A 20,482-nucleotide genomic window follows, 5' to 3' on the forward strand; every position below is an offset into this window, starting at 1 on the left:
CCTACCACAAATATAGCCCTAAACTATTATAAAACAATGATATATATTGCTCACCAATTCTCTCATGACTGCTTAATGAACCTCGGGGTACATTAGCGCACATTGCAATGACCCAATCGGGATAAAACCTCATCTTAAATGATGTGGGCGGTTTCGCAATAGTCACCTATGCTCCCAAAACGGCTATTGGTATAGTTTTCAATCGTCTACCCCTTTATTTCATGGGCTTTCATCCGGCTGTATAGCCGTCGCCGGGTAATTTTCAATAATTTTGCCGCCTCGGTTTTATTTCCCTCACTCTTTTCAAGAGCCTTGAGAATCATCTCCCGTTCCGCCTGTTCAAGACCTTCGCTTTCAGTTCGTGAATTGGTGACTAATGGGCGGCTGTCAGAATCGGATTCGATATCCAACGAAAAGTGGTCGACTGTCAGTCGTTCACCGTCAGCGAGAATGACTGCCCGCTCAAGGGCGTTTCTTAACTCTCTAATGTTTCCCGGCCAATCATAGGAGATGAGCAGATCGGCGACTGGCTTATCCAGAGTACTGAATGCATAACGAAGCTTGCGAAGGATAGAGATCGCAATTTCAATGACATCGTTCCCGCGTTCTGAGAGCGCCGGCATTTCGATGGGAAAGACATTGAGACGGAAATAGAGGTCTTCACGAAACTTTCCTGTCTGGATTTCGGTCTTGAGATTCCTGTTCGTAGCCGCGATAACACGGACATCGATCGGAATCGTGTCGACTCCGCCGACCCGAACGAGATTGCGCTCTTCCAGCACTCGAAGGAGCTTGGTTTGCATCGAAAGCGGCATTTCCCCGATTTCATCGAGGAAAATTGTGCCTCGTTCAGCAAGTTCAAACCGTCCCCGTTTTCGAGCAACCGCGCCGGTGAACGCTCCTTTCTCATGACCAAAGAGCTCGGATTCAAGAAGTGTCTCGGTGAGGGCGGCACAATTGACGGCGATAAAGGGCTGGGCTTTTCGCGGTGAGATATCATGAATCATTCGGGCGGCGAGTTCTTTGCCTGTCCCGGATCTTCCAGTAAGGAGAACTGTCGCCGAGGCGGGGGCGACTTTGGCAATCATAGTTTTGATGCGGGTTGCAGATGATGAAGTACCAATGAATTCCACTCCGATCTTCTCCATCGCGGCCTGTTCAAAATGTTCTTTGAGAGAGCTGAGTTTTTGTTTGTCGGCGAGCTTTTTTACTTGGAGGGCAAGCTCTTCGAGTGAAAAGGGTTTGATGAGGTAATCGGCCGCCCCGAGTTTCATGGCCTTGACCGCAGATTCGATAGAGCCGAAGGCGGTCATGAGAATAACCTCGGTGCCGTCTTTCTCGAGGCCCTTTTCGAGAATTTTCATGCCATCGATATCGGGCATGGACAGATCGGTTATGACGATATCAAATGAGTGCTTGTCGAGCAGAAAAAGAGCTTCGGCGGGACGAGTGGTTGTCGTGACGGTATGACCGGCATCTTCGAGTTCCCCGCAGATGAGCGAGGTCATTTTTGGTTCGTCGTCAACGATTAATATTCTGGCCATGAGCGTCTTTCATATCGACCGGCAGCGTTACTACCATAGCTGTCCCTTCGTTTTTCTTTGATTCAATGTGTAGATTTCCGCCCATTTCGACAATTAGTTTTTTTGAGAGATACAGACCCAGCCCGGATCCGGTTTGTTTTGTCGTATAAAAGGGTTCAAACAGTTTCCTCTGCTCTTGTTTCGAGATGCCGGTTCCCGTATCGATAACGTGTATGCTGAATGTTCGCGCTTGTTGCTCAAAAAACAATCCTAACGTAATAGGCTTAGTGGCATTCTTACAGGCATCGGCGCCGTTGAATAACAAATTGACAAGAACCTGGCGAAGCGAGCCCCGGTAGCTGGTCACCGGAAAAGTATCGGGCAATTCATACTCCAACCAAATTATAACTTCAGGAGCGTATTTTGCCACAATCTGTTTTTTGACGTCTGAAATAAACGGGATGCAGTCAAAGCGTTCGGCATGGTCACCGGAGAGCAGAGCGCCATCAGCCTTGGCAAAAGAGAGATAGCCCGAAACGACTCCATTGAGCCGGTCGGCCTCTTCTATTATATCTCCGGCTTCGTTCATATCTGTCTTTTTTTTTATTCGTTCTGCCGAGCCGCGAATAATCATGAGGGGGGTTTTTATTTCGTGGGCCACCACTGCGACCATCCGTCCAAGGTAGGCATGAGTTTCGCTCAGGAATAGTCTTCGTTCGGTTCGATTCAATTGGCGTTGTAAAAGCAGGAAGATCAATCCAAGACCAAGTCCCGCGAGAAGTGACATAGCTGTCGAAAAGCTCAAACCCGTTTTGAGTGTGTATAGGTCCTCAAAATAATCGACACTGGCTTCAACTCCCAGCACGGCATAGGTGACACCCAGCGAGTCACGAATGGGAGCGAATACAGACTTGAGATAAAGTGAGCCGGTCTGATAGGTGGGACTGACAATAACATTCTCAGTCAATCCAAAGAACAGCGAATCAAGATAAATACCATTGATAAGCGTCAGGAAATAAGTCGAATCGGCTTCCAGAGAGGTAGTCGCAAGATAGCGATATGTCTCATCAAGGATAAAGACTTCTGACAGTGAATCAGTCAGCCGGAGTTCTTCGAGCAGGCCGACGGTTGCCGCATAGCTGTCAAGATCTCCGTCTCTCAATGAGAGGATTAAAGAATTAGACAAAGTGATGGTCGATGCCTGCGCAAGTGACGACAGCCGTCGGGCAAGTTGCTCGTCGAGCATCCGTTCGGTCTTCTGATAAAAGAGCCACCACACCAAATTGACAAGCACAATGAGAAGAACCGTGAATACGGCGATAAGTATCAGACGCTGGCTCGGTAAACGCATTGACTAATAATCACTCCGCTGATATGTTTAGTCAATGAAAGAAACGTCTGAGGAGAAGTCCATGCCGGCTTTTACACCGCAAAATCCAAATTATCGCGCCTCGGTTGAAAAACTATTTGAGGCAACACCAATGCACAACCATTTGGGGATTAGGTTATCGAGCATAGAGCCGGGACGGGTTGTCGCTTGTATGGAAATGCATCAATCGCTTACGCAGCAGCATGGTGCCTTTCATGCCGGGGCTTTGATTACACTCGCCGATGCCGTCGCAGGCTGCGCAGCTTGGTCGCTGATTGGCAAAGGTGAAAATCTGGTCTCTATTAGCATTAACACATCACTTGTGAGAATGGCCCAAGCGAAACGTGTTATGGCAGAAGGATGGGTAGTAAAGGCCGGCTCCAAATTTTATTTTTGTCAGGCTGAGGTCTACGATGAGTCAGATTCGAGCAAAAAACCGCTGATAGCTGCATCAATAGTGATCGGGGTGGTATAGCCGATGTGTGATGAAACAACCCGGTTTCCCCTTACCCGAACAGGGCCTCTTTGCCAAGATGTCTCCGAATCAGCATTATCTGTCCGGTATGGTAAAAATCATGACTAGCCAAAGTCAAAACCCAGTTGAGTACCGATGTTTTTGAAGCCGGATCGCCGAAAGGAGATTGCAAAATCTCATCGGTGGCGTCGTTTGCGGCTTGTTGAAGTTCCTCATGGATTGTCTGGATCGACACACGCAGCACATCCATTGACGGATAGAGCGACGAATCTGCGGCAACTGGCTCTCCACGTTTGAAGAGGGCGAGAAGCGATGGATCAATGGTCGGCTCTTTTTTGAGCGCCTTAGTTGCAGAATAGCAGGTCGTGATGATATGTCCGGTTATCCAGCGGATGTGGCTGTTTGTGTTCGGCACGGTGACCAGAGATTCTTTATCGGTGACATCCTCAAGCAGCCTGCGTGTTGCTCGATGATTGTTTGTCAGGTGTGGCAGAAGAAAATCTTTTGAAATAGACATTACCTATGCTCCGTGTAAAAAAAAGTATTGGGCAGGTTCGAACAGAGCGGCCAAATTGCCATCCGGTTTGGCAAACATGCCTCCGCACTTAAACCGTTCCCATCTCCCATGAGGCGAGGTACTTTTTTTGTTCGGGTGTCAATTTGTCTATCGATATACCCATCGATTTCAATTTCAAGGCCGCAATTGCGGCGTCGATCTTCTCCGGCACAACGTACACCTGGCGGGATAATTTGCTGTGGTTTTTCACGACATACTCCGCCGAGAGAGCCTGATTGGCAAATGACATATCCATCACCATCGCCGGATGCCCCTCTGCGGCGGCCAGATTGATAAGGCGCCCTTCGGCCAGAAGATAAATCTTCTTCCCTTTTATAGTAAACTCCTCGATGTGCTGTCTGACCATGCGCCGTTTTGAAGAAGATTTTGCCAGGGCGGGAAGGTCTATCTCGGCATTGAAATGTCCCGAGTTGCAGATAATCGCGCCGTCTTTCATCTTAACAAAATGCTCTATACGAATAACATTGACATCCCCGGTGACAGTAATAAAAAGGTCTCCCAGCGGAGCGGCTTTGGACATTGGCATGACCAAATAACCGTCCATAACCGCTTCAATGGCCTTTACCGGATCGACTTCGGTCACGATAACGGTCGCGCCAAGACCCTTCGCCCGAACCGCCACTCCGCGCCCGCACCAGCCATAGCCGGCGATGACGACTGTCGATCCGGCGATAAGCATATTTGTCGCGCGGATTACGCCGTCAAGGGTCGATTGACCGGTTCCGTATCGGTTATCAAAAAAATGTTTTGTTTTAGAGTCATTGACGGCAATCACAGGAAATAAAAGAGCGTCATCCTGAGCCATCGCCTTTAATCTGATTACGCCTGTGGTTGTTTCCTCGGTTCCGGCAAGAACATTGGCGACAGACTCTTTGCGCTCGGTGTGCAGGACACTTACAAGGTCTGCGCCGTCATCCATTGTGATATTCGGCTTGGTGTCAATAGCCTGGTTTATATGTTTGTAGTACGTTTTGTTGTCTTCGCCATTGATGGCAAACACAGGAATGCCGTATTCATGTACCAATGCCGATGCTGCCGCATCCTGAGTTGAGAGGGGATTTGATGCGCACAGCACCGCATTTGCTCCGCCTGCTTTGAGGGTAATCATCAGATTGGCAGTCTCGGTGGTGACATGAAGGCATGCGGCAATCGTAATGCCTTTGAGCGGCTTTTCCTTTGTGAATCGCTCACGGATGAGGCGAAGCACGGGCATGCTCTTTTCGGCCCACTCTATTCTCTTTTTTCCTTCGCTAGCAAGCGCGGCATCTTTAATATCTGAGGTTGTCGCCATGATTTCTACGCGTCCTTTAATAAGAGTTTTGCTTTGTCAGTTTTCTCCCAGGTGAATTCGCGCTCGGTGCGTCCGAAGTGTCCATACGCCGCAGTCTTGCGATAAATAGGCCGAAGCAGATCAAGCGATTGAATAATTCCCCTCGGAGTGAGATCAAAATGTCTTCGGATGATTTTTGCCAATTGTCTTTCAGGGATCTTCTCGGTGCCGTCGGCAAAGACCATAAGCGAGACCGGCTCGGCGATCCCGATAGCGTATGCAAGCTGGATTGTGCATTTGTCGGAGAGGCCGGATGCAACAACATTCTTTGCGATATAGCGCGCCATGTAGCAGGCCGAGCGGTCAACCTTTGTGGCATCTTTGCCTGAAAATGCGCCGCCGCCATGCGATGCCATTCCGCCATAGGTATCCACAATGATTTTTCTTCCGGTCATTCCTGTATCCGACTGCGGACCACCGATGACAAATTTTCCGGTCGGGTTGACATAGAACTTTGTCTTTTTGTCGATGAGCTTTTGGGGGACAACGGGCAGGATGACCGTTTTGATAATCTCCTCGCGCGACCGATTTGTTATTTTTTTGCCGGTCTTATCCAAAATATCCTCGGAGTGCTGGGTCGAGACAACAATCGTGTCGATTCGTTTCGGTTTGCTATCTTCGTATTCAACCGTGACCTGTGATTTCCCGTCCGGTCCGAGATATTTCAGGATTCCTTTTTTGCGGACTTCGGCAAGCCGAGCTGCTAATTTGTGCGCCATCATAATGGGAAGCGGCATCAATTCTTTTGTCTCACGGCAGGCATAACCGGTCATGAGGCCCTGATCTCCGGCGCCGCCAGTGTTTACACCTTGGGCAATATCGGGCGACTGGGTGCCTATGGTATTGAGAATGGCGCAGGTGTTATGGGTGAAACCGTAAGAACTTTTGGTGTAACCGACATCTTTGATTATCCCGCGCACAATACCATTAATATCGACATAGGCATGGGTTGTGATCTCACCCCCCACAATAACAAGGCCGGTTGTGACAAATGTTTCGCAAGCCACTCGGGCTTTGCGATCTTTTGCCAAAACAGCGTCGAGGACGCCGTCCGAGATCTGATCGGCGAGTTTGTCGGGATGGCCTTCTGTCACCGATTCGGATGTAAACAAAAAATTTCCGCGAGACATTTATATGCTCCTCTTACTATAAAAAATACTGATATGCATGTGTTAGGGGCGACTCTTGTCGCAGGCAATCGATGTATCCTCGCCGATATTGAAGACCGAGACTCGGTCCATCAATCCAATCAATTTTGATCGATGTCCGACCAATGAATCTATAATATGCATCGATTCGATAGTTACATCTTCTCCAACAATTGAATTGGCGACAGTACTGTTTTTAATGGTTGTTCCGGCTGAGACCGAAGTGAACGGTCCAAGGATAGAATCGATTATCGAGGCATTGGCCGCAATGTAGACCGGAGGCTTGATAAGCGAGCCGGAATACGCATTTGGAGACGGAGCGGTTGCGGCCTGTGACTGAAGGAGGTATCTGTTGGTCTCAAGCATCGTCTCTTTTTTGCCGCAATCATACCATCGTTTGACTTCGAAGGGAGTGAATTTCGTCCCGCCATCTATCATATCCTGCAAGGCATCGGTCAACTGGATCTCACCGCGGGTTGTTTTTCCCGACTCAACAAGGTTCGAGAGTGACTTTTTGACTGGCGCGGCGCTCTTGAAATAATAGAGACCAATGACGGCAAGGTTCGATTTTGGATGCTCGGGTTTTTCTTCGAGTCTAGCGACGATTCCATTTTGAATTTCGGCAAGTCCGAATCGTTTAGGATCGTCAACTTGGCGCAACCCCAGCACATTCTCCCCGATCTTAATGAATTGCCCCAGATCACAGTCGGCGATGGTATCGCCAAGCACCACAAGCAGCGGCTCGTTGTCGATATTTGCCATAGCCAAATGAAGGGCATAACCGAGCCCCAGCAGTTTATCCTGCTGAATAAAGGTCGCACGAAACGTATAGTGCTTCTTTACCCACTCTACAATCTGCTCACCCATAAAACCGACCACAAAAATGACTTCGTCTGGAGAAAGTTTGACAATTGGCTCCAAAATATGGGCGAGAATCGGCCTGCCCGCCACATGCAGAAGCGGTTTGGGGGTCGAATGGGTATGTGGCCGCAATCGGGTGCCGATTCCAGCGACCGGAATGATTACTTTCATAAAATTGTATCCCTCAAATCGGACTCAAGGTAGGTATGGCGGGCGTGACAGACAAGCCCAAATCGGAGGGCAGTGCAAAGAATATGATGATAGGAAAATGAGAAAGTGGCTGGCTTCCCCTATGGGGATACAGTCCCCTGACGTGGTCTCTAACCTAACTCGGGTACCCCACCGCTTGCGGTGGGTTTTTCTTCGGTATGCACCGAGCAAATAAGAACCCACCCGTTGGGTGGGCTACAAAGAAGATAAGATCACACCGTCCGCTCACGCCTGTCCGTTGTAGCGGGAAAGTGGAAACAAGCATCGGTATTCGTGGGGTCCGCCGCAGCGGATGCCCCGCACCAAGTGACCGTCAGGTCACCCGCCGTGGGCGGACTTCGGAAGCCTCAGCACTCATGTCTTCGCTTCGCTCTGACATAAGCAAGACCCGACGGAAGAGGGGAACTCGGATACCTAAATCCGCTTACGTTATAAATGACCCTATCCAGTCTGTCCAGAGGAAGTAAACCCGGCCAATAAGCAGGGAAATACGGGCCATCACGGTATAGCCGAAATGGGCTCCGAATGAAATCATGATAAACCAGATACCCAGTTTGGCCGTCGCACCAAGCGCGCCGACATGCTCTTTTGAAAAGTAAAAATATATGAGCGTGGAAATCAGTCCGATAATGATAAGAATGGTCAACACATAGTTTGGCTCTCCACCTGTCTGCTGGATTTGCATAGTGCCAGCCATTTGCCCAAGCACGTTGCCATGCAGTTCAGACATCAGAAAAACTCCCGCGGTAGTCCCCATAACAAAGGCCAGACCAATCCGCGCAAGCCATGAAAATCTGGGATAGAGCCGGGCGAACATGAGCAGACCGAGAATGCCGGGGAAAATAAGCAACCAATTCGAATTGAAATCCTGTGTTAACGGTTGCCAAAGTTGCTGTTTAACTACGGTATCGAGATAGAGCGCGACATAGTAGCCGGCGGTTATTCCGGCGAAAATATGCTCGGCAAATTTGAAAACCGGATTGTCCGCATAGAGAAATGAAAATATGGCCAGCGTGAAAAAGGCCATGACCCATATCTGGAAAATTTCCATTGTTACGCCCCTCCGCCTTTTTTAGCCTGAGAGCGGCGGTTCATAAAGAAGCCGAGATTACCAACAACGATAAGGCCTATCAGAAGAAAATGAACAAGTGACTGTATTCCCATTCCAGTCACTGCCAAAGCAGGTTTTCCAACTAACTGCTCGTATTCCGCCGCCCCTTTCATGCCTCCAAGCATGCCGGTAAGCTGGCCCGAGCCAATATAGGCATATTGTTTGGGGGCCATGACCGACGTCACTCCCGCGCCGACCGGTTTGCCAAATTGGGCGTTGACGATGGATATCCAGAAATCAATGATACCGTTATCGGTCACCACAAAAATAAAGGCGATGTCCGCATAATTTTTCACTGTTGTCATAAGCGGCAACCGCCCAAGAGGTGTGCCGGAATTATCAGCCGGATAAATCGATTCAATCGAGCTTCCCATCCCCTTGAGCACCGAAACATAGTTCGGCTTGTATCCCAAATTGACAAAATCAGTCCCATAGACTTTGCCGTATTCCGCCGCTAATTCTCGTGTCACTCGCTCGGCGACCGATGGTCCGCCCAGAGGAATAGTGGTTACAGTAACAACTTTATGATTGTTCCTAAAGAGATGATGCAGTGCGGCGCGGGTCATGGGTTCTGTCTCGGCCAGGGCATTGGGATAGAGATCGAAAGTAAGCATGACAACCGAGGAATCAGGCAGAGCTTCGACTGCATCATAGAGCGCTTTGACTTCGGGCGTCGTGCTTATTTCAAACGTTGCAGGAACAATGAGCGGGAAAATTACGGCTATCCAGACAAGAATGAAAATCCACTGCCTATGCAGTCCAGCCAGTCTCTGCCAGATATTCATCAGCTATGACCTGCCCATATAGGTGCGTTCAATGCCAAGCAGAATGCGAAGAGACATAGTCGCCGCTCCGAGCGCCGCGCCGATTATAATTCCGCGCTGGACAGAAAGGCTAATACCGCCCATGATATAGGTGTTGATAACGCCAGGCAGGTCAGGTGAAATAAACAAAAGAAAAGCTTCGCCCATCGGCACCCGCCAGAGCATAACCATAGAGGCGGTGAGCAGCAAAAGTGTGGCTTCGGTACTCCGCGCGCGAAACGCCCGGTAGGCCGCCGATGCAATGTAAAAGGCCAGAATCGCAAACATCGTCTGGCTCATCGGAGTCGCTGTGTAGAGAAAGAGCCAGTCGTAAATCGAACCGGCATTCCTTCCTGCAAGGCGTTCCCAACCAGATGGCAGCCAAGCGGCCGGCCAAAGCGCCGGGACGGCCATAACAAAAACCGCAAGAACGGTAAGGAGATTATAGCCCCAGCCCGGTTTACGCATGGAAACCTGTTTCCAATTTACACGAGTGATTGAAATTGCGCCAAGGAGGAATGTAAACCCGCCGATAATAGAACTCCAGATCAGGAGATCCTGTGAAATAGTGCCGACAGTCTTCTGTTCTGGATTTATGAAGAAGGCGATGACCATAATCAGGCCGGAAATAAAGGCGATTGCAAGCGGGAGGAGAGTTCTCATTTTGGAATGAATAACTCCACATATCTGGTGCCATTGCCGGTCAGGATAAGAACCATCCCGACAACGAGCGCCACGATTATGATAACTTTGATCAGGTCCTGCCCTTTGAGACCACCAAGCAACAGCGGTTCATGTGAAAGGTAAGCCGAAGCCGCATAGAGCTCTTCGCCCATGAGCGTGTAATCACAGGCGGCTATAAAAAATGGAATTTGTTCGGGACGCGCCGTCCCGGCTATCTGAATCGATCCTGCGGCATTGCCGGTCTCGGCAAGCAACAGCGATTCGGCGAAAAAAGCTCCCATGAAAATATTAGCCGCTGGACGCTCGCGCATCATGAGGCCATTGACGCTTGCCGCGAAAGCCATCTGCTCTCCGGCCACATACCGCACACAATCTTTATTGTATGAGTCTCTCTTGCCAGCTTGAATGTAGGCCTGTTCGACCGCTTCCTGTCCGGCGGCAAGAACCAATGGATAGCGCACCGGGACCATGAGCGGGGTGTCATACTGGGCAGTTATTTTTGCCACGCGACCAAGTATCGATATACCGGCGATCGTTTCCATCTCGTCCAGTTCCTGAAGCCCAGGAATAAAGAGAACCGGTTTGCCCATTTCGGTCGCGCGACCGACAGCTTCTTCGAGGGCGTCGAGTCCCGCTATCTTACGGATGAAGAGCGGCTTGCCTTTTTTCGCCAGTTTGGTGTAGGTCAAAATAACTCCGGCAAAGATGAGGCTGAAAATCAAAACATTGGTTCTGTCTGCGCGAAAGAGCTTCTGCGACACTTCAGCAACGGCCGGAGTTTCTTCCTGGGCGCCGGTAGGGCAAGCCGAAAAAAGTATGAAAGCAAAAGTGAGAACAAAAAAAACTGATTGAGATATACGTTTTATGTGTGGCACAGCCTAATATACCTGTCGAATCACTGTTGTCAATGATGATACTCGTCTCTTCTCTCTATAGACGCGCTCAATCTGGATTTGGTTTGATATGAAGTAGAAAAAGTAGAGAGATCAGGTATTAATTCTTGTTTGGCTGATTGGATAGCTTTTGGGAGCGGAGTTTGATGACTTCAATTAAAGCCGGAAGAACAGAAATAACGATAATCGCGATTATGACCAGCCCGAAATTATCCTTCACTATCGGCAGGTTGCCAAAGAAGTATCCGGTCAAGGTGCAAAGTAACACCCAGAGAATGGCCCCGATAACATTGTAACTGAAGAAACGAAAATAACCCATATTGCCAACTCCGGCCAGAAACGGCGCAAATGTCCTGATAATCGGCACAAAACGGGCAATGACAATTGTCTTGCCGCCGTACTTTTCATAGAATTGATGGGTTTTATCGAGATATCTCCGTTTGAAAAAACGACTTGGCTTGTCAAAGACCGATGTCCCGATCTTTTTGCCGATAGCGTAGTTGAGCGCATCTCCCAAAATTGCCGCGATAATAAGCAGACTGAGCAGCCATCCGATTTCAAGTGAGCCCGAGGCGGCGAATGTCCCTGCGACAAAAAGAAGTGAATCGCCGGGAAGAAACGGGGCTACAACAAGACCGGTTTCGGCGAAAATTATCAGGAAGAGAATGGCGTAGGTCCAAGTCCCATACTCGAGTATAATTTTATGGAGATGGTCGTCGAGGTGGAGAAAGAGGTCAATTATTGATATTAAGAATTCCACAGCTTTGTCTCGGGATTAGAGGAAGATTATAATGGGTATTATGCAAGGTCTCAATACACTTCTCTTATTGTCATTCCAGTCCGCCACGGCGGAGAATCCATCTTCTCTTTTTCATTCAGACAAGACCATCATATAAGTCACGCCACTCTGGATTGTCTCTTTCAATAGTTTCAATTTTCCATGCCCGTTTCCAGCCTTTATCTGCTTTTCTCTTTGTATGGCAGAGGTGACATCTTCGGTCTGCTCATAAAAGACCACGACATGAACTCCATATCGTTTGGTAAAGCTATTAATTAGATCATGCTTGTGTTCATAAACTCGTTTGATAAGATTGTTGGTCATGCCGACGTATAATGTGCCGTCTCTTTGACTGGCGAGGATGCACACATAGTAGGCGGACATTTATTATATAAATACTCATTGATGTGTCAGAGTCAAGCGAAGATTAAGATGGATTCTCCGCCGTGGCGGACTGGAATGACAAAAGGGAAACTTGCATGATTAAAGGGATGCTGGGATGACAATTGCATATGTTCGTCCTATTAGAAAAAAGAAAACATGAGATTGCTTCGTCATTCATAGGAAGTCATTCCTCGCAACGACGTATAAGGTCAAAGTTGCTCACGAGATAGGCTCCGATGAGGATTTGACACTCGCGAGAGGGCTGGGCTACCAACAAAGTCATGCCGCATAAGCCATATAACCTACTTACCCAGCTCTTTCTTCAGCGTCTCAATCGCTTCAACCGGAGTCGGGTCGACGCCATTCAAAATAGCAAGATAGTATGAGACAAAATCTCCCATTTGAATCAACGAGAGCATGCGTTCAAGTGAATTACTACCAACTGATTGGAATTCGACAACTTTTATCCCCTGCTTTTCGATAATGCCTCGCACCGTGTCCATACGGCGGCTCACTTTGGGATGGTCGTCGGAATCGCGGAGCTGAATGACTATCAGATGTTCCTTGTGGGAAGCTATTGTCTCGCTCCACCCGACAAGTTCATTGTGGTTAAACTCGGGATAGGTGTTGGCGAAGGCCAAATTTTTTCCATTCTCGCACAACTGCCCTTTCCAGCGTACAGCAACAACATCGCTAAGTGTCGGCCCGGCATACACCACAGGAATTTTGCCTATAATCTGCGCGGCGAGACGTTTGGCAGGATTCTTCTCAGTGGGTAGATCTTCAATAAACTGCTCGCGTGTTTTCTGAATTCGCGCGATAGCGGCTGTCAGTTGAGCCGACAATCCTTTGACCAATCCAATCTTTTCAAAAAACAAAAGAAGCGGGACAAAAGAATAGCCGAGTGCGGCGCGTGGCTGAAGTCCGCCGGGTATTTTGATGTAGGGAATGTCATTGAGTTTGGCAACATCTTCGAGTAATCCGCCAGTGGTGATGGCGACCATTAATGCTTTGCGGCCAAGAGCGTCCTCTACAGCCGAAAGTGTTTCTTCGGTGTTGCCGCTATACGACGACGCAATCACAAGGGTTTCGTCATCGACATATTCCGGCAGGACGTAGTTGCGGCAGACTTGAAATGGCACAAGCAGTTTATTGGCGAGCAGCGACCGCACGAGGTCTCCGCCGATAGCCGATCCGCCCATTCCAATGACAACGATATTTTTTATTCCAGCAAATCCCTGGGCGTCGATTTTCCAGGCGGCGCTGATTTTTTGCGCATCGGTCAATTGCTCCGGAAAATCGAAAATACGATTGTACATATTCCCCGGATCAAGCGAGCGGATGTCTTGTATGCTATCTAATGTTGACAAAACAGTGTTTCCTATCGTGTTAAGGTTCTCGTCTTTCCAATGCATTCTTGTAGCTTTGGAGCTTGCGGCTGACAACCGATGCCGTGCCGCTGGAAAGAACAGGACCGACCAAAGCTCGAACCATTGTGGTGTCTATTTTACGTATGAGCCGGCAAACATCAAAGATTTTTGCTGGATTCATCGAAAATTCTGTGATTCCCATCCCGATAAACAAGGGAATCGCCGGATGATCGCCAGCGGCCTCGCCGCAAATGCAAACCGGCTTCCGATGCCGGAGACAGGCGTCAACCGTCATTTTAATCAGCGTCAGCACCGAGGGGTGCATGGGATTATACAATCCGGTTACGCGGGCGTTGTTGCGATCTGCCGACATCGTGTACTGTGTCAGATCATTTGTTCCAATCGCCACAAAGTCCACCAGCGGCAACATACTCTCAAGAGTCAGCGCCGCCGATGGCACTTCCACCATCATGCCAATTTTTATGGCTTGATCAAAGTGAATCTTTTCTTTTTTTAGCTCATACATTACCTGCGAAATTAGTTTTTTGACTTGCTCCACCTCGCCCAAATCTGAGATCATCGGCAGCAGTATTCGCAGATTTTTGTGTTCCGATGCCCGCAAGATTGCCCGAATTTGGATTTTGAATATATCGCTCAGGTCCAGCATGGACCTAATCCCACGCCACCCCAGAGCCGGGTTTTCTTCATGCGGAAAGTGGCCGTCGATTGCAATTTTATCGGAGCCAAGATCGAATGTCCGCAAAACCACATACGAGTTGATAAATTTTTCGGCAATGTGGGTATAGTAGCCAAGTTGTTTTTCTTCGCTTGGGAAACCCCCTTCTTCGAGGTACATAAACTCTGTACGATAGAGTCCCACGGGGAAATTCTGCTCGGCGAGGATATCCTCGACTGGTCCGGGAAGCTCCAAATTCGCGCCGATTGTGATGATTTGGCCGTCAGCCGTCTTGGGCGGCAAATCCACAAGCTTCTTGATTCTGAGAACTAGGGCCGGCCCGAGCTTCTTGCGAGTTTTTTGATACTGTTCTACCTCTTCTTCAGTGGGGAAAAGCACTACCTCTCCTTGTGTGGCGTCGATAGCAACCGGCTGGTTATCAGAAAGCTGGCTCCAGTTTTTTTCTAAAACGATAGTCGGAAGCATGAGCGATCGGGCAATAAGGGCCATGTGTGAGTTCTTGCCACCTTCGCCAACAATAAAACCAACCGCTTTCCGGTTTCGATAGCTCATAATTTCAGCCGGAGTAAATGATTTGCTGACAAGTATAGTATTTGGAGGAAAGGGGGAGTTGTCTGCCGTTTTGTGAGCGCCAGTCAGACGAAGAAGGACTTTTCTTGCCACTGCTTCTATATCTTGCGCCAACTGGCGCATATAGAGGTCTTGCGACTCTTTAAGCGGAGTTATTGATTTCTGCACCATAGAGTTATAGGCATGGGCGGCGTTCTTTTTCTTGGCTCTTATCTCTTCTTTGACTTGGTTGAGAAACTGGGCGTCTCCTGCTATAAGTGCTTGGGCGTCAAAGATTTTAGTCGGGGGCGCGGCCATTTTCTTGCTGGCGTCATCGCGCAGATTTTCAAGGTAGAGAACTGTGGCAGAAACGGCGGCATCGAGGGCAGAGATTTCTTGTGGAATCTTTGCCTGACTTATAAGTTGTTCGGATATAATAAGTTCACCTGAAGACAAGACCCGTGCATTGCCCACAACAATGCCCGATGAAATCGACTCGCCCTTTATAACTTTTCGTCTATCTGACATCTCTTCGCGGCTACTTTGCTTTGGTTACTTTGTTGAATGAAAATAGGAGGAGAAACAGCCCACTGGCAACAACAATAACTACGATGCCAAATCAGGAATTCTCTCCAAAGCCACTTTCAATAACTTTGATAAGCTCTTCCAGAGCGGCTTCGGCATCAGGCCCATCGACCTCCACAAGTATCTCTGAGCCTTTTTCTGCGGCCAGCATCATTACGCCCATAATCGATTTGCCGTTGACTTGAAGACCATCTTTTGTGAAAAAGACTTCGGACTTGAATCTTGTGGCGACAGAGACCAGCATCGCCGATGGCCGGGCATGAAGCCCGAGTCTGTTGATTATTTTGGTAGAACGGCTGATCACAACAATCACTCACACAGTCCGAAACGTTTGCCGGAAAGTTCCTGGATAATGCCCTTAAGTTCTAATGCCAGAAGAAACTCCATAAGCTCAGAAACTGACAAATTAGAAGTTCGCGAAAGAGTATCGATCTGGATCGGCCCATCGGCCAAAAGCTTTACCAGCTCTTGCTCTTTGCCGGTTAACTGCTCAATTCGCTCGAATTTCCGGCTGTTCACCTCCCCTTTGAGGCGGGGCAATTCCTCAAAGAGGTCTCCAATATCGGTTAATAGCCGCGCTCCTTTTTTGATGAGGCTGTTTGTGCCAATACTTTTATCGGACATCGGCGATCCGGGGACGGCGAAAACCTCGCGTCCTTGTTCGAGGGCAAGTTCCGCGGTTATCAAGGCCCCCGATTTGATGCCGGCCTCCACAACGATCACGGCTTCCGAAAGCCCGGAGATAATTCTATTTCTTTGTGGAAAATTGGCCGCATGGTAATCTGAATCAGGGAGATATTCGGAATAGATTGTCCCTTTCGCTTTGAGTTCTTCGGCCAGTGGGCGGTTAAAAGAGGGGAAAATAACATTGAGGGGCGTGCCCCAAACGGCAACAGTCATCCCGCCGCAATCCAGCGCCCCTTTATGCGCCGCTGAATCTATTCCTTCGGCCATACCCGATACGACGGTGATTCCGGCTTCGCACAGTTGAGACGCCAACGTAAATGCAAAGGCCTGTCCGGCTTCTGATGGATGCCTTGTGCCGACAATGGCGACCATTTTTGATTCAGGAGGGGTGGGTTGTCCAAGTCGGAATAAAAAGGGTGGTGGATCAGATACTTGGGTGAGGCGGGGAGGATATTCCGGATGATCCGGAAAAAGTATAGTCCACTTTAGCTCTACAATCTGAGCGGCAATCTTGTGCGACGCATCGAACTGGTCAAAAGCCCGTATCTCAGAGGCTATTCCGCGGGAGATGCCTTGAATTTGTGCAAGTTCATCGAGACTGGCGCCAAAAATTGTATCAACCGACCCGAATTTTTTGATCAGTCGGCCGCACAGTGTCTTTCCAACACCGGGGACATTCAACAGAGATATGGTAGCGCTCAGGCGGGCTTCAAGCTCGGAGCTGGTCAAGTTTTTCCTCGAGGGTTTGCAAAAATTTATCTTTCCCCGTTCCGGCAACGGCAGAAAGGTAAAGATAGTCGGCGGGTAATTTTTTTGAAATCGCTTTTAAGGCCTTGCTGTCAATAGTGTCAATCTTGGTGATTACTGTTACTGAGGGCCTGCCTGATAGAGAAGTATCGAATTTCTGAAGTTCTGCCATCAGTAATGCACGAGTTGCTTTGATATTTTCTTCATTTACATCTATGACATAGACAAGCAACGAAGTGCGCTGGATATGTTTGAGGAACTGATGTCCCAGGCCTTTTCCTTCGGACGCGCCTTCGATAAGTCCAGGAATATCAGCCATGACACAGGATTTGAATTCTCGGAATTTTACAATTCCAAGATTGGGAATAAGCGTGGTGAAGGGATAATCGGCGATTTTGGGACGCGCCGCAGAAAAAGTAGCAAGAATTGTCGATTTGCCAGCGTTGGGAAGTCCGACCAGTCCGACATCGGCGAGCAGCTTAAGCTCCAGCGATAGCTTTTTTTCTTCGCCGGGACGACCATCCTGGGCTTGGCGCGGGGCTTGGTTGGTCGAGGTTTTGTAATGATTATTTCCTTTTCCGCCGCGCCCGCCTTTGGCGAGAACTTCTTCCCTTCCGATCACATCCATATCTGCAAGTTGCTCACCGGTCTCTTTATCTTTGACGAGCGTACCGACCGGCACACGAAGGATAATATGTTCACCCGAGCGGCCTGTGCGTAATCCGCCTTCGCCCCCCCGGCCGTTTTCGGCCTTATAGATTCTTTTGTAGCGATAATCCAAGAGTGTTGTGAGGTTGGAATCAGCGATAATGATGACATTTCCGCCTCGGCCGCCGTCACCTCCATCGGGTCCGCCTTTGGGGGCATATTTTTCGGTGCGGAAGGCGACACAACCGGCTCCGCCGTTTCCGGCAAATATTTCAATTTCGACATAATCAATAAACATAGGGGGTGAATATCCCTTCATCGGGAGCAAAAGTCAATCAGAGGCTTGGTTCATATGATGTCGCTGACATTCAGCTTTCGAAATATCGGTTCCGTTCCCCCAGCCCTCTTTGGTTGACGTTACATGAATCACGCCATATATTGGCCGGACATGGAAAAAGGCCAAACAAAGACGTTACCCGGTATTAATCAACGCAAACGACAGTGGTACGAAGCATCATCGTTGTTTCTTGGCCGGGTATGTCTCAAACTTGGGTTCACACCCAACGTTCTCACCGTTGTTTCACTTCTCTGCGCAGTAGTCGCCGGATTACAATTCTGGACCGGCAACATAATGTGGGGCGTCCTCTGGATGATAATCACAGCATTTACTGATATGCTCGATGGCTCTACCGCCCGCGCGGGAGATTTGGGAACAGTTTTCGGCGGCATTTTCGATCATGTCCTTGACCGCTATGGCGAATTTTGTATTTTGGCAGGTATTACACTTTCGGGATCAGCCCATCCCGGATGGGGAATATTTGCGCTCTTTGGAATGCTTATCGCATCGTATACCCGCGCCGCGGCGGAATCTATGGGTAAAATAGAAAACTGCGCAGTCGGAATGGTAGGACGCGCGGAGAAGTTCCTGCTTATAATTATCGGCGCAGTACTTGAGATTTATTTCCCGACCGGTATCTGGCCAAAAGCCGGATGGTTGGAATTTGCTTTAATCATTGTCGGTGTGACATCGCTTATCACTGCAATCCAACGTTTGGCCTACGCCAAAAAAGTGCTCGGTAATCGCAAGAGTGTTTGAATAGAGGTGCGGCTGATATTCCTCAGCCTGTAAGTTTCGGTACCTAAGACCAACGAAAGTTGTATTGATTTATGATCACGGCCATCGGAAATCCCGTCTATGATTATATAAAAACCCATAAAGTTGAAACACCCGGCCGGATACTTTCGGGCTGTTCCACCAATGCCGCGCTCGCCCTTTCAAAAATGGGGGAGAAAACCAAACTTATCGGCGCGGTCGGTGATGATTACAAGTCACGTTTCGAGACCGATCTCAAACGCTTCGGAATCGAGTCGCATATTATTCCCTCGCCGGAAACGGGCGGCTTCTCACTTGTCTATTACGATAATTTCGGCAATCGCACCCTTGATCTGCTTGGACGCGCATCACATATCGGCTCAATTAAGCCTGAACTCTATTGGGATTCGAAGGCTGTGCTTATCGGGCCTATACTCGGTGAAGTCTCATTTGACAACATCGAAGAAATCCGCGACAACTTTCCCGGGCCGTTCGTCTGCGATCCGCAGGGCCTGTTGCGCGGAGCGCATGATGACGGACGGATATTTCATCATAAGCCTGAAGGAATCGAAGACGCGCTTGCGTACTTTGATATTGTAAAGCCGAATGAACTTGAAGGGCATGTTCTTACCGGTATCGACTGCCGCAAAGACCCATACGAAGCCGCGCGGATTATTCATTCATGGGGTCCTAAGATTGTCATTGTCACACTCGCCGAGCTTGGCTCGATTATCTACGATGGCAAACAGTTTATCGATATTCCGCCCTACGAAATTGATTTGGTCGATGCCACAGGCGCGGGTGACACCTATATGGCCGGGTTTACTTTTGAATATCTCAAAACCGGCGGTGATTTGCGCAAAGCTGGATGTTATGCGTCGTGTACCTCATCGATCATGATTGAAAATGTCGGCCCGGATTTTGAAATGAACGAGGCGATGATCCGCAAACGCCAGCAAGTCCTGCTTGGCAAAACCGCATTTAAACCACAGGTGGCGGTCAATGTCTGAAAAAGTTATCTCCTACGACTCTGAAAAAATTCTTAAGCAGCTCTCGGATACCAGCTTCATGAAACGCGAGAGCCGTCGTTCCTACCTCGATAAACCTGTGCCGCAAGATGTTCTTGAGCGGCTCTTTGAGCGAATCCGCTGGACGCCATCGTGCAACAATAACCAACCTTGGCGGTTTATATTTGTCTCCGATCCAGAACAGCATGCGAAAGTCGCCGGAGGGTTATCGTTAGGCAATGAGTGGGCGGCCAAAGCGCCGATATTAATTGCTCCGTGTGCCAGACAAAAAGATGATTACAGCCGCGAGGACGATCCCGTCATGTATTATCAATTTGACACGGGCATGGCGGTCATGTCACTCCTGCTCGGCGCGGCGGATGAGGGACTCATGGCTCATCCGATGGCGGGCTACGATGCGCCCAAAATTAAGGCCGCGCTTTCGATTCCGGATGAATTCCATGTTATGTGCATGATCTCGCTCGGGTATAAAGGGCCGATTGATCTGCTCGACGAGCGGACGCGCAAAAAAGACGAATCGCCCCGTGTGCGTAAGCCAGTGAATGAAACAATCGCGCTGAACAAATTTATGTTCAAGGTCGAGGAGAAGTAGACGCGCATCAATCTTCGGTCATCCTCATCAGCGGTTGAGTAGAATACATTTTCATTTAAGTAGGGCAGGTCCGTCCGCGAACCCGCCAAGCTTATGTTATTTGTTAATTGTAGGTCAGCGATCCTTGCGATCCTGACATCTTTTCTTTGGTGCGCGACAGGGACGTCCCGCACGAATATCAACACTGGTTACCGGCCTTCGCCGGTATGACATTAATAAGTGGGTCGTTGCGAGGAGTGATTTCCGAGGAGTGACCCTCCACGGCGGGCAGGCGCGGCAATGACCAAAGGGAATGGTGCGACCGAAGGGAGTGGTGGAACCGTAACCATCTCAGTTCATC

General features: G+C 49.1%; 20 protein-coding genes and 1 pseudogene. 4 read left to right on the forward strand and 17 right to left on the reverse strand.

Annotation, left to right across the window (positions count from 1 at the left end; all coding sequences use genetic code 11):
* Positions 1-206 precede the first annotated feature (206 nt).
* Positions 207-1,544 (reverse strand): sigma-54 dependent transcriptional regulator, encoded by a 1,338-nt coding sequence (locus SGI97_08075; protein MDZ4723845.1) that lies wholly within the window; start codon positions 1,542-1,544, stop codon positions 207-209.
* Complete coding sequence (locus SGI97_08080; GenBank protein MDZ4723846.1) at positions 1,522-2,874, reverse strand: ATP-binding protein; 1,353 nt, start codon at positions 2,872-2,874, stop codon at positions 1,522-1,524. The genes SGI97_08075 and SGI97_08080 overlap by 23 nt, the downstream gene beginning before the upstream one ends.
* A 61-nt stretch (positions 2,875-2,935) precedes the next feature.
* Here SGI97_08080 and SGI97_08085 point away from each other — a divergent pair, with 61 nt between their 5' ends.
* On the forward strand, positions 2,936-3,367 hold the full coding sequence (locus SGI97_08085) for a PaaI family thioesterase (GenBank protein MDZ4723847.1): 432 nt from the start codon (positions 2,936-2,938) through the stop codon (positions 3,365-3,367).
* Between the two features lie 31 nt (positions 3,368-3,398).
* On the opposite strand, the gene SGI97_08090 is transcribed toward SGI97_08085, so the two are convergent.
* The 15 genes and pseudogenes from SGI97_08090 to obgE form a co-directional block, all read right to left on the reverse strand.
* Complete coding sequence (locus tag SGI97_08090; GenBank protein MDZ4723848.1) at positions 3,399-3,884, reverse strand: DinB family protein; 486 nt, start codon at positions 3,882-3,884, stop codon at positions 3,399-3,401.
* 88 nt (positions 3,885-3,972) lie between these two features.
* Positions 3,973-5,235, reverse strand: coding sequence for an adenosylhomocysteinase (gene ahcY / locus SGI97_08095; protein MDZ4723849.1), 1,263 nt, complete (start codon positions 5,233-5,235; stop codon positions 3,973-3,975).
* A 5-nt stretch (positions 5,236-5,240) separates the two neighbouring features.
* The gene (gene metK, locus SGI97_08100) at positions 5,241-6,404 is read right to left on the reverse strand and encodes a methionine adenosyltransferase (protein ID MDZ4723850.1); all 1,164 of its coding nucleotides are present in this window, start codon (positions 6,402-6,404) and stop codon (positions 5,241-5,243) included.
* A gap of 42 nt (positions 6,405-6,446) precedes the next feature.
* Positions 6,447-7,454 (reverse strand): sugar phosphate nucleotidyltransferase, encoded by a 1,008-nt coding sequence (locus SGI97_08105; protein MDZ4723851.1) that lies wholly within the window; start codon positions 7,452-7,454, stop codon positions 6,447-6,449.
* Positions 7,455-7,917: 463 nt separating this feature from the next.
* Positions 7,918-8,544, reverse strand: a complete 627-nt coding sequence (locus SGI97_08110) for a hypothetical protein (GenBank protein MDZ4723852.1) — start codon at positions 8,542-8,544, stop codon at positions 7,918-7,920.
* Between the two features lie 2 nt (positions 8,545-8,546).
* Positions 8,547-9,389 carry a hypothetical protein gene (locus SGI97_08115; protein ID MDZ4723853.1) on the reverse strand — a complete coding sequence of 281 codons (843 nt, stop codon included), beginning with the start codon at positions 9,387-9,389 and terminating at the stop codon, positions 8,547-8,549.
* A gap of 3 nt (positions 9,390-9,392) precedes the next feature.
* Complete coding sequence (locus SGI97_08120) at positions 9,393-10,070, reverse strand: hypothetical protein (GenBank protein MDZ4723854.1); 678 nt, start codon at positions 10,068-10,070, stop codon at positions 9,393-9,395.
* Positions 10,067-10,966 carry a DUF6754 domain-containing protein gene (locus tag SGI97_08125; protein MDZ4723855.1) on the reverse strand — a complete coding sequence of 300 codons (900 nt, stop codon included), beginning with the start codon at positions 10,964-10,966 and terminating at the stop codon, positions 10,067-10,069. Before SGI97_08125 ends, SGI97_08120 begins: the two co-directional genes overlap by 4 nt.
* Before the next feature lie 118 nt (positions 10,967-11,084).
* Positions 11,085-11,744 carry a DedA family protein gene (locus tag SGI97_08130; GenBank protein ID MDZ4723856.1) on the reverse strand — a complete coding sequence of 220 codons (660 nt, stop codon included), beginning with the start codon at positions 11,742-11,744 and terminating at the stop codon, positions 11,085-11,087.
* 115 nt (positions 11,745-11,859) lie between these two features.
* A pseudogene (locus tag SGI97_08135) lies at positions 11,860-12,146 on the reverse strand (GIY-YIG nuclease family protein).
* Positions 12,147-12,448: 302 nt separating this feature from the next.
* On the reverse strand, positions 12,449-13,516 hold the full coding sequence (locus SGI97_08140; GenBank protein MDZ4723857.1) for a bifunctional phosphoglucose/phosphomannose isomerase: 1,068 nt from the start codon (positions 13,514-13,516) through the stop codon (positions 12,449-12,451).
* 19 nt (positions 13,517-13,535) lie between these two features.
* Positions 13,536-15,290, reverse strand: coding sequence for a phosphoenolpyruvate--protein phosphotransferase (gene ptsP, locus SGI97_08145; GenBank protein ID MDZ4723858.1), 1,755 nt, complete (start codon positions 15,288-15,290; stop codon positions 13,536-13,538).
* A gap of 91 nt (positions 15,291-15,381) precedes the next feature.
* Positions 15,382-15,651, reverse strand: a complete 270-nt coding sequence (locus SGI97_08150) for an HPr family phosphocarrier protein (protein MDZ4723859.1) — start codon at positions 15,649-15,651, stop codon at positions 15,382-15,384.
* 5 nt (positions 15,652-15,656) lie between these two features.
* On the reverse strand, positions 15,657-16,763 hold the full coding sequence (gene dprA / locus SGI97_08155; protein MDZ4723860.1) for a DNA-processing protein DprA: 1,107 nt from the start codon (positions 16,761-16,763) through the stop codon (positions 15,657-15,659).
* Positions 16,744-17,727: a GTPase ObgE gene (gene obgE / locus SGI97_08160; GenBank protein MDZ4723861.1), complete on the reverse strand. Its 984-nt coding sequence runs from the start codon at positions 17,725-17,727 to the stop codon at positions 16,744-16,746. Before obgE ends, dprA begins: the two co-directional genes overlap by 20 nt.
* 123 nt (positions 17,728-17,850) lie before the next feature.
* Here obgE and SGI97_08165 point away from each other — a divergent pair, with 123 nt between their 5' ends.
* From SGI97_08165 to SGI97_08175, 3 genes are all read left to right on the forward strand, one after another.
* Positions 17,851-18,525 carry a CDP-alcohol phosphatidyltransferase family protein gene (locus SGI97_08165; GenBank protein MDZ4723862.1) on the forward strand — a complete coding sequence of 225 codons (675 nt, stop codon included), beginning with the start codon at positions 17,851-17,853 and terminating at the stop codon, positions 18,523-18,525.
* Positions 18,526-18,596: 71 nt separating this feature from the next.
* Positions 18,597-19,532 (forward strand): PfkB family carbohydrate kinase, encoded by a 936-nt coding sequence (locus SGI97_08170; protein ID MDZ4723863.1) that lies wholly within the window; start codon positions 18,597-18,599, stop codon positions 19,530-19,532.
* Entirely contained in the window at positions 19,525-20,142 is a 618-nt protein-coding gene (locus tag SGI97_08175) for a nitroreductase family protein (GenBank protein MDZ4723864.1), read from the forward strand. The genes SGI97_08170 and SGI97_08175 overlap by 8 nt, the downstream gene beginning before the upstream one ends.
* The last annotated feature ends 340 nt before the right edge of the window (positions 20,143-20,482 follow it).

This window comes from Candidatus Zixiibacteriota bacterium, assembly GCA_034439475.1.
Classification (GTDB): domain Bacteria; phylum Zixibacteria; class MSB-5A5; order GN15; family FEB-12; genus JAWXAN01.

What these genes read in the sequence shown, in the direction of transcription:
- SGI97_08075 (MDZ4723845.1), bottom strand. Translation starts at nt 1,544, where the DNA reads ATGGCCAGAATATTAATCGTTGACGACGAACCAAAAATGACCTCGCTC.
- SGI97_08080 (MDZ4723846.1), bottom strand. Translation starts at nt 2,874, where the DNA reads ATGCGTTTACCGAGCCAGCGTCTGATACTTATCGCCGTATTCACGGTT.
- SGI97_08085 (MDZ4723847.1), top strand. Translation starts at nt 2,936, where the DNA reads ATGCCGGCTTTTACACCGCAAAATCCAAATTATCGCGCCTCGGTTGAA.
- SGI97_08090 (MDZ4723848.1), bottom strand. Translation starts at nt 3,884, where the DNA reads ATGTCTATTTCAAAAGATTTTCTTCTGCCACACCTGACAAACAATCAT.
- ahcY (MDZ4723849.1), bottom strand. Translation starts at nt 5,235, where the DNA reads ATGGCGACAACCTCAGATATTAAAGATGCCGCGCTTGCTAGCGAAGGA.
- metK (MDZ4723850.1), bottom strand. Translation starts at nt 6,404, where the DNA reads ATGTCTCGCGGAAATTTTTTGTTTACATCCGAATCGGTGACAGAAGGC.
- SGI97_08105 (MDZ4723851.1), bottom strand. Translation starts at nt 7,454, where the DNA reads ATGAAAGTAATCATTCCGGTCGCTGGAATCGGCACCCGATTGCGGCCA.
- SGI97_08110 (MDZ4723852.1), bottom strand. Translation starts at nt 8,544, where the DNA reads ATGGAAATTTTCCAGATATGGGTCATGGCCTTTTTCACGCTGGCCATA.
- SGI97_08115 (MDZ4723853.1), bottom strand. Translation starts at nt 9,389, where the DNA reads ATGAATATCTGGCAGAGACTGGCTGGACTGCATAGGCAGTGGATTTTC.
- SGI97_08120 (MDZ4723854.1), bottom strand. Translation starts at nt 10,070, where the DNA reads ATGAGAACTCTCCTCCCGCTTGCAATCGCCTTTATTTCCGGCCTGATT.
- ptsP (MDZ4723858.1), bottom strand. Translation starts at nt 15,290, where the DNA reads ATGTCAGATAGACGAAAAGTTATAAAGGGCGAGTCGATTTCATCGGGC.
- obgE (MDZ4723861.1), bottom strand. Translation starts at nt 17,727, where the DNA reads ATGTTTATTGATTATGTCGAAATTGAAATATTTGCCGGAAACGGCGGA.
- SGI97_08165 (MDZ4723862.1), top strand. Translation starts at nt 17,851, where the DNA reads ATGAATCACGCCATATATTGGCCGGACATGGAAAAAGGCCAAACAAAG.
- SGI97_08170 (MDZ4723863.1), top strand. Translation starts at nt 18,597, where the DNA reads ATGATCACGGCCATCGGAAATCCCGTCTATGATTATATAAAAACCCAT.
- SGI97_08175 (MDZ4723864.1), top strand. Translation starts at nt 19,525, where the DNA reads ATGTCTGAAAAAGTTATCTCCTACGACTCTGAAAAAATTCTTAAGCAG.